Source organism: Collinsella aerofaciens, from assembly GCF_039752985.1.
GTDB lineage: Bacteria > Actinomycetota > Coriobacteriia > Coriobacteriales > Coriobacteriaceae > Collinsella > Collinsella aerofaciens_BT.
The window spans coordinates 1,848-9,181 of sequence record NZ_JBDMHA010000072.1 but is presented as its reverse complement, the minus strand read 5'-3'; the positions used below and the strand labels follow the sequence as shown (position 1 = coordinate 9,181).

9 protein-coding genes are annotated in these 7,334 nt (G+C 59.7%); 7 read left to right on the top strand and 2 right to left on the bottom strand.

The features are described 5' to 3' along the window. The 5 genes from ABHR76_RS08725 to ABHR76_RS08705 all read left to right on the top strand — a co-directional run. A partial coding sequence (locus ABHR76_RS08725) for a glycerol dehydrogenase (protein ID WP_346977397.1) occupies nt 1–732 on the top strand: 732 nt, incomplete at its 5' end. Between the two features lie 112 nt (nt 733–844). Next, nucleotides 845–1,351, top strand: coding sequence for an iron-containing alcohol dehydrogenase (locus ABHR76_RS08720; protein ID WP_346977395.1), 507 nt, complete (start codon nt 845–847; stop codon nt 1,349–1,351). Nucleotides 1,352–1,502: 151 nt separating this feature from the next. Then, nucleotides 1,503–2,756, top strand: a complete 1,254-nt coding sequence (locus ABHR76_RS08715) for a 4Fe-4S binding protein (protein ID WP_346977393.1) — start codon at nt 1,503–1,505, stop codon at nt 2,754–2,756. Nucleotides 2,757–2,870: 114 nt separating this feature from the next. Then, nucleotides 2,871–3,947, top strand: a complete 1,077-nt coding sequence (ychF, locus tag ABHR76_RS08710) for a redox-regulated ATPase YchF (protein ID WP_346977392.1) — start codon at nt 2,871–2,873, stop codon at nt 3,945–3,947. A gap of 11 nt (nt 3,948–3,958) precedes the next feature. After that, nucleotides 3,959–4,342: a DUF1648 domain-containing protein gene (locus ABHR76_RS08705; RefSeq protein WP_089572786.1), complete on the top strand. Its 384-nt coding sequence runs from the start codon at nt 3,959–3,961 to the stop codon at nt 4,340–4,342. 9 nt (nt 4,343–4,351) lie between these two features. Here ABHR76_RS08705 and ABHR76_RS08700 read toward each other — a convergent pair whose 3' ends face one another. Next, on the bottom strand, nt 4,352–4,741 hold the full coding sequence (locus tag ABHR76_RS08700) for a hypothetical protein (protein WP_346977391.1): 390 nt from the start codon (nt 4,739–4,741) through the stop codon (nt 4,352–4,354). Nucleotides 4,742–4,817: 76 nt separating this feature from the next. On the opposite strand from ABHR76_RS08700, the gene ABHR76_RS08695 reads away from it, so the two are divergent. Continuing rightward, nucleotides 4,818–5,036: a helix-turn-helix domain-containing protein gene (locus tag ABHR76_RS08695; RefSeq protein WP_346977389.1), complete on the top strand. Its 219-nt coding sequence runs from the start codon at nt 4,818–4,820 to the stop codon at nt 5,034–5,036. A 21-nt stretch (nt 5,037–5,057) separates the two neighbouring features. Here the strand turns inward: ABHR76_RS08695 and ABHR76_RS08690 are convergent, their stop codons facing one another. Then, on the bottom strand, nt 5,058–6,071 hold the full coding sequence (locus tag ABHR76_RS08690; protein WP_346977388.1) for an asparaginase: 1,014 nt from the start codon (nt 6,069–6,071) through the stop codon (nt 5,058–5,060). A gap of 268 nt (nt 6,072–6,339) precedes the next feature. Between ABHR76_RS08690 and guaA the strand changes: the two genes are divergently transcribed. After that, a partial coding sequence (gene guaA / locus ABHR76_RS08685) for a glutamine-hydrolyzing GMP synthase (RefSeq protein ID WP_346977386.1) occupies nt 6,340–7,334 on the top strand: 995 nt, incomplete at its 3' end.

Below are 7,334 nucleotides of genomic sequence, written 5' to 3'. Positions count from 1 at the left end.
TGTTCGGCGCTTTCGGTGCTCTATACCGATGACGGCCAGTTCGACAAGTACCTCTTCCTGAAGGCAAACCCCAACATTGTCCTGATGGATACGACGGTTATCGCGGCGAGCCCGGTGCGCCTGACGGTTTCCGGTATGGGCGATGCGCTCGCAACCTACTTTGAGGCCCAGGCGACGCACGATGCCGACGGTGGCACTTGCGCCGGCGGCAAGGGCGGTATGGCTGGTCTGGCACTTGCCAAGCTCTGCTACGAGACGCTTATGGCCGATGGCGTGAAGGCCAAGGTCGCGTTGGAGAAAGGTGCGCTGACGCCTGCCGTGGAGCACATCATCGAGGCAAACACGCTGCTCTCCGGCATTGGCTTTGAGAGCTCGGGCCTTGCTGCTGCTCATGCCATCCACAATGGCCTGACGATGCTGCCCGAGTGCCACGGCATGTATCACGGCGAGAAGGTCGCCTTTGGCACCATCGTCCAGCTGGTACTCGAGGATGCTCCGACCGAGAAGCTCGAGGAAGTCTTGGGCTTCTGCATTGAGCTGGGCCTGCCGGTCACGATGAAGGAACTTGGCGTTGCCGAGCTTACGCGCGAGCAGGCCATGATTGTTGCCGAGGCCGCCTGCGCGCCCGATGACACCATGTGCAACATGCCGTTTGAGGTGACGCCCGAGATGGTCGCAAACGCCATCCTGGGTGCCGACGCGCTGGGCCACTACTATCTCATGGATGAGTAAATCAAGCTAAGGAAGGGGCAAAGCCGGCAGATGGCTTTGCCCTTTTTGCTATGGTGCAAAGGGATCAGGTTACTTTGCACCAATTGTTGTTGATGAAAGGGCGGATTCTCGTATGGCGCTTCCCATGGTATATGGCGGTCCCGGCCGGTATGTTCAGGGGCCGGGTGAGCTCTCGCGTCAGGGCAGGTATTTGTCATGGTTGGGCTGCGCTGCCTATGTCTTGTTTGACCAGGGCACCGAGGATCGGCTGTGCAGGCAGATCGTCGATGGATTTCTGGATGAAGATCTAAGCGAGCCGTTCTTTAAGATTTACAACGGTCCGTGTACGGAAGATGCCGTTGTCGAAATGGCTAAGGAAGCCCGGGCTGAGTATTGCGACATGGTGGTGGGTATTGGCGGCGGCAAGATGCTCGATATCGCCAAGGCCGTTGCGTTTTATGCCGAGTTGCCGTTGTGCGTATGTCCCACGGCGGCGTCGATGGACGGTCCGTGCAGCGCGATTTCCGATGCCGACCTGATGAGCGTTGCAGATGCGGCCTTTAGAAACGAACGCAACATGGCCAACGAGCAGACCAAGGTGACCAAACAAAAGCTCGTGCAGCTCATGCGCGAGGCATAGCTTGGCATTTGATTGACCTTGTGCAATCGAGGCGGCGATAGGCCATAGGCTATTTGCCGCAAAGATGCGCCGCGTGTAATTTGCCCGAGGCGTGGGCCGATGGCGTATCATTATCTCTTGCTTGTTTGCACTGCTCAGGGAGGGGCCGCGCATGGCGCAGGAACACGATCTGTTTGATGACATCATCGAAATCAGCAAGGGCTTGGATTTTTTTAAAGACCCGCTTGGCGGTGTGACCGACGCGCTCGATCCGTCGGCGCCGCAGTGGAATCCTGCCGACTACAAGGAGCGCCCGCGCGGCAACACCATTCCGTGCCTGACCTGTAAAAACGAAAAGAGCGGCTGCACCGCGTGCATGGACGTGTGTCCGGTCAACGCTATCGAGGTCGAGGAAGATGCCATTGAGATCCTCGACTCCTGTCGCAAGTGCGGCCTGTGCGCCGCTGCCTGTCCGACCGAGGCGATCATCTCGCCGCGCCTGGCGCCCAAAAACCTGTATGACGATATCGTCTCTGCTGCTACGAGCCACGAGACCGCCTACGTCACCTGCACGCGCGCCCTCAAGCGCATGCCGCGCGAGAACGAGGTCGTCGTCGCCTGCGTGGGCGATATTACTGCCGAGACCTGGTTCTCGGTGCTGGCCGACTATCCCAACGTGAGCGTCTACCTGCCGTTGGGCGTGTGCGATAAATGCCGCAACACCGGCGGTGAGGACATTCTGGGCGAGGCGATTGCGAAGGCCGAGGAGTGGTCTGGTACGGGTATGGGCCTGGAGGTCGACCCCAAGAGCCTCAAATGCCATAAGCGCCGCGAGTACGAGCGCAAGGAGTACATGGATAAGATTGCCCGCACCACGGGCCTAACCGTGACTAAGCTCAACCCGGCGACTGCGGCACTGGCCTCGGTGACGCAGAAGTTGAAGGCCCACCGTCACCAGATCACGCAGCTCGAGCGCACGCTCAACACCATGTGCGGCACCACGACGACCAAGCGTCGCCGTTCGCTCACGCACGGACGCCAACTGGTGCTCTCGACACTGCAGAACCATCCTGAGCTTGCCCAGAACATGCAGGTGAGCACGCCGGAATGCGATTTTGACAAGTGCACGTCGTGCGGCGAATGCGTCAACGTGTGCCCCACGTTTGCCTGCGATTTGGTGGGAAGCGGTCGCTTTGCATTGGAGTCCACGTATTGCCTAGGTTGCGGAGCCTGCGTCAAGGTGTGCCCCGAGCATGCGCTCAAGCTGGTCGAGCACGATGCGTCCAATCTGGTCGTTGTCGACCCCGAGGCCGAGGAAAAGGCCGCTCAGAAGGCCAAGGCCCACGAAGAGGCCCAGAAGGCCAAGGCCGAGGCAAAGGCCAAGCTTGACAAGATGCTCGATCAGGTGGAGAAGCTCGCGGACTAGTCAGCGAGCTCTATCTCTGCTTCATTTGCGCCGCCGCGGTGTCCGGATTCGCCCGGATGCTGCGGCGGCGCTATACTTATACGGTTTGAAGTACCTGTACCAAAAGGAGCTGTCGTGTCCCTTTCCATCGGTATCGTGGGCCTGCCCAACGTGGGCAAGTCGACGCTGTTCACCGCGCTTACCAAAAAGACCGGCCTTGCCGCCAACTACCCGTTTGCCACGATCGACCCCAACGTGGGTATCGTCGATGTGCCCGATAGCCGCCTGCAAAAGCTTGCCGACATCGTCAACCCGGGCCGCATTGTGCCGGCTACGGTCGAGTTTGTCGACATCGCTGGCCTGGTGAAGGGTGCTAACGAGGGCGAGGGCCTGGGCAACCAGTTCCTGGCCAACATTCGCGAGACCGACGCCATCTGCGAGGTCGTGCGCTACTTTAAGGACCCCAACGTCATGCGCGAGGTGGGCCGCACGGGCGAGTTCGTCGATCCTGCCGGCGATGCCGACACCATCATGACCGAGCTCATCCTGGCCGACATGGGCACGCTCGAGAAGCAGCTGCCCAAGCTCGAGAAGGAAGCCAAGCGCGACAAGGAACTCATGCCCAAGTTTGAGGTCGCCAAGCGCCTGCTTGCCTGGCTCAACGAGGGCAAGCGCGCCGCATCCATGGAGATGACCGACGAGGAGCGTGCCGCCGCCAAGGGTCTGTTCCTGCTCACCATGAAGCCCATCCTGTATGTGGCCAACGTGGACGAGGATATGCTCAACGACGATCTGGCGCCCGTCGACGGCGTCAAGCCGCTGCCTATCTGCGCCAAGATCGAGGCCGAGCTTTCCGAGCTCGATCCCGAGGATGCGGCCGACTATCTGGAGAGTTTGGGTCTGGAGCAGCCCGGTCTGGACGTGCTCGCGCAGGCTGCCTACAAGCTGCTCGGTCTGCAGTCGTTCTTTACGGCCGGCGAGATGGAGGTCAAGGCCTGGACGGTTCGTCAGGGCGCGACCGCCCCGCAGGCTGCCGGCGTCATCCACACCGATTTTGAGCGCGGCTTTATTAAGGCCGAGGTCATTGGCTATGACGACTACGTCGAGCTCGGCGGTGAGCAGGGCGCCAAGGCCGCCGGCAAACTGCGTATTGAGGGCAAGGACTATGTTATGGCCGATGGCGACGTCGTGCACTTCCGCTTTAACGTGTAAGGACGACGCGCATGTTTAAATATGGCAAAAAAGCTGGCTACATGGGTATTGCGCTGCTCGTACTTGCGGTGATTCCGCTGGTGGTTGCAGCGTGTGTTATCCCCAACATTGGTCCCGAGGTGGCAACGAAGTTTAACGCAGCCGGCGAGGTGACGCGCTGGGGTAAGAGCTACGAGCTGCTGGCACTGCCGGTGCTCAACCTACTGCTGAGCGTGGCGACGTACTTTACGGCGGGACGCCAGGCTAAAAACAATGATGACTCCGCCGCCATGGCGCGCATCGTGTGCGAGCGCTACCTGCGCAACGGTTGTATCACGGGTGTGTTCCTCAATGTAATCAACGTCTACTTTATGTATTCGGCGATTACCGGAACGGGCTTTGGCTTTGGTTTCTAGCTTGTCCTTTTAGGCAACGAGCCTGCACGCATATTCAATGGCTGCTGCGAGGCCGCCGCTCGATCGTGGTTTAAAGACCATGTCGGCGGCGGCCTCGTTTTCGTATCCGGCGCCCCGAAGGGCAAGCGCGATACCGGTTTCTAAAAGGAGCGGCAGGCCACGTTGGCTGGTTACGATTACGACAGCCTGATTGAGCGAGCAGCTGTGCGCGTGGCATTGGATGGCAAGTTCACCTTGCGCCGGGCAAGGGACCAGAACGGCGGCGACGCGACTTGATAGCAATGCAAATGCTGTGCGCTCATCGGGAGAAAGGCATTCTGCTTCAACGACGACGAGCTTGGGCGGCGCGCTGTTTGTGCGAAGCGTGGCTCGGTACATGCGGACCGAAGAATCCGACATAGAAAACTCCTGTGTATTCGGCAAAACGTAAACTATAGTTTACGTTTATGTTCGGCTCCATTTCAAACTCGGCTGCATGGACGAACGTGCGAAACAGATTCTTGGCAGGCGGGTCGAAGAGACACGCAAGGACCTTGGTATCTCCAAGGTTGATTTTTGTGTGGCGACAGGAATCAGCCGACCCTACCTCGACCGAATCGAAGATGGAACGGCAAATTTCACGCTCAAGGTTCTATTTAAGATCGCACCCGCACTCGGCATGACGGTGTCAGAGCTTCTCGAGGGCATTGAATAGAAGATGCCTATTGACCGGTGGTTACACCATCGGGATACGGTCGTGGTTGACTTGGCTGTAGAACAGGCGCTGAATTACTGACGCATCACGTGACTGGCCGAGTGCCCACATGGTCTTGGCCACGAGCGTCTCGGTGGTCATGTCATCGCCGCGCAGGATGCCCGGATGATCGGCGTAAACGCGGCCGACCTCATAAACACCCAGGTCAAGGCCCTCCTCGGGGACCTGCGTGGTCATAACGACAGTACGACCCGAATCGACCCAGCGGAAAATCGCCTCCTGGAACGACTCGCCCGACTCACCAAACTCGGGGATACCGCCAATGCCAAAGGTCTCAAGGATTACAGCATCGTAGCTATCGGCTAGGGCGTCGAGGATGCCCGGGTTTACGCCGGGCGTAAGCTTGAGTACAAATACGCGCGGGTCGATGCTGTCGTAGAAATGCACCGGGTTTTCGTCCTGATGCGTGCCGTGAAGCCCGTTGCGCACGATACGGTCATTGCGGATGTAGGCAATGGGCGGATAGTTGACGCTAATGAATGCGTTGAAGCTCATGGTGCGCTGCTTGCGGGCGCGCGTACCGGCAATGGCGACGCCGCCAAACACAATCGACACATCGTGCGAATGCTCGTCGAGTGCATAGAGCAGGCTCTGGTACAGGTTGAGCTTGGCGTCGGTAAAGGGATTGCCCATGGGCTTTTGCGAGCCGGTGAGCACGATGGGCTTGGGGCTGTCCTGAATCAGGTAGGAAAGCGCTGCCGCGGTGTAGCTCATGGTGTCAGTGCCGTGCAGAATCACGAAGCCGTCGTGGTCGGCATAACCCTCGACGATGACGTCGCGGATACGCATCCAGTCGCTCGGGCGCATGTTGGTGCTGTCGATGTTCATGGGCTGCACGACGTCGAGCTCGCAGAGCCCCGAGATCTCGGGGACGCTCTGGGCGAGCTCCTCACCGGTCAGGGCGGGGGAGAGGCCGTTGCCGTCCTCGGTCGATGCGATGGTGCCGCCCGTGGCGATGAGAAGGATGCGCTTCATGCTGGTATTCCTATCGTATTTGCCGCCGCAGAGGCGGAGTCGTTCGGCAGTATTGTGGCACAGGGCGTCCAATGTTCAAACGTATTACATCATCTGTAACGTTTGAAAACACTTCAATTGCCGTCAAATAGGGGCCCAGGTCGTGCGTTTGCCGTGCGCTGATGGCTGCGAGGGGCGAGAAACCCCATATAACGTGTACACTATGGAGGTTATTTTCGTTCATTCACGCGGGTGGGCACCGGCTCCCCGCCAACAAGAGGGGGAAACCATGGATCAAAAGGCTTCCGCAAAGGTCCTCGTACTCGACTTTGGTGCGCAGTACGGTCAGCTCATTGCCCGTCGCGTCCGCGACCTCAACGTGTATTCCGAGATTGTCCCCTGCGACATCTCGGCCGACGAGATTCGCGAAATGAACGCCTCTGCGCTCATCCTTTCCGGCGGCCCGGCCTCTGTGTATGCCGAGGACGCTCCGTCCATCGATCCTGCCATCTTTGACCTGGGCCTTCCCGTCCTGGGCTTTTGCTACGGCCATCAGATCACGGCCGTGACGCTCGGCGGCAAGGTCGGCCACTCCGAGGTGGGCGAGTACGGCCGCGCCACCATCACGCGCACGGCCGGCGCCAAGCTCTTTAACTCCACGCCCATGGAGCAGACCGTGTGGATGAGCCACCGCGACGCCGTGTCCGAGGTGCCCGAGGGCTTTACCGTTACCGCCAGCACCGACGTGTGCCCGGTTGCCGCCATGGAGTGCGTCGAGCGCAAGATTTTCACCACGCAGTTCCACCCCGAGGTCAAGCACTCCGAGTACGGTCAGCAGCTGCTGAGCAACTTCCTGTTTGAGATCTGTGGCCTGGAGCCCAACTGGAGCATGGACGACCTGGTCGAGACCATGACGGCCGAGTTCCGCGAGAAGGTCGGTGACGACCGCGTGATTCTGGCCCTGTCCGGTGGCGTTGACTCCTCCGTCGTGGCTGCGCTGGGCGCCCGCGCCGTGGGCAAGCAGATGACCTGCGTGTTCATCAACCACGGTCTGCTTCGCAAGGGCGAGCCCGAGCAGGTGGAGGAGGTCTTCACCAAGCAGTTTGACGTCGACTTTATCCACGTCCACGCCGAGGACCGTTATGCCGAGCTTTTGGCCGGCGTGACCGAGCCCGAGGAGAAGCGTCGCATCATCGGTACGCAGTTCTGGAAAGAGTTCTTCGCCGTGGCACAGCAGCTCGAGACCGATGGCAAGCCGGTCAAGTACCTGGCTCAGGGCACCAT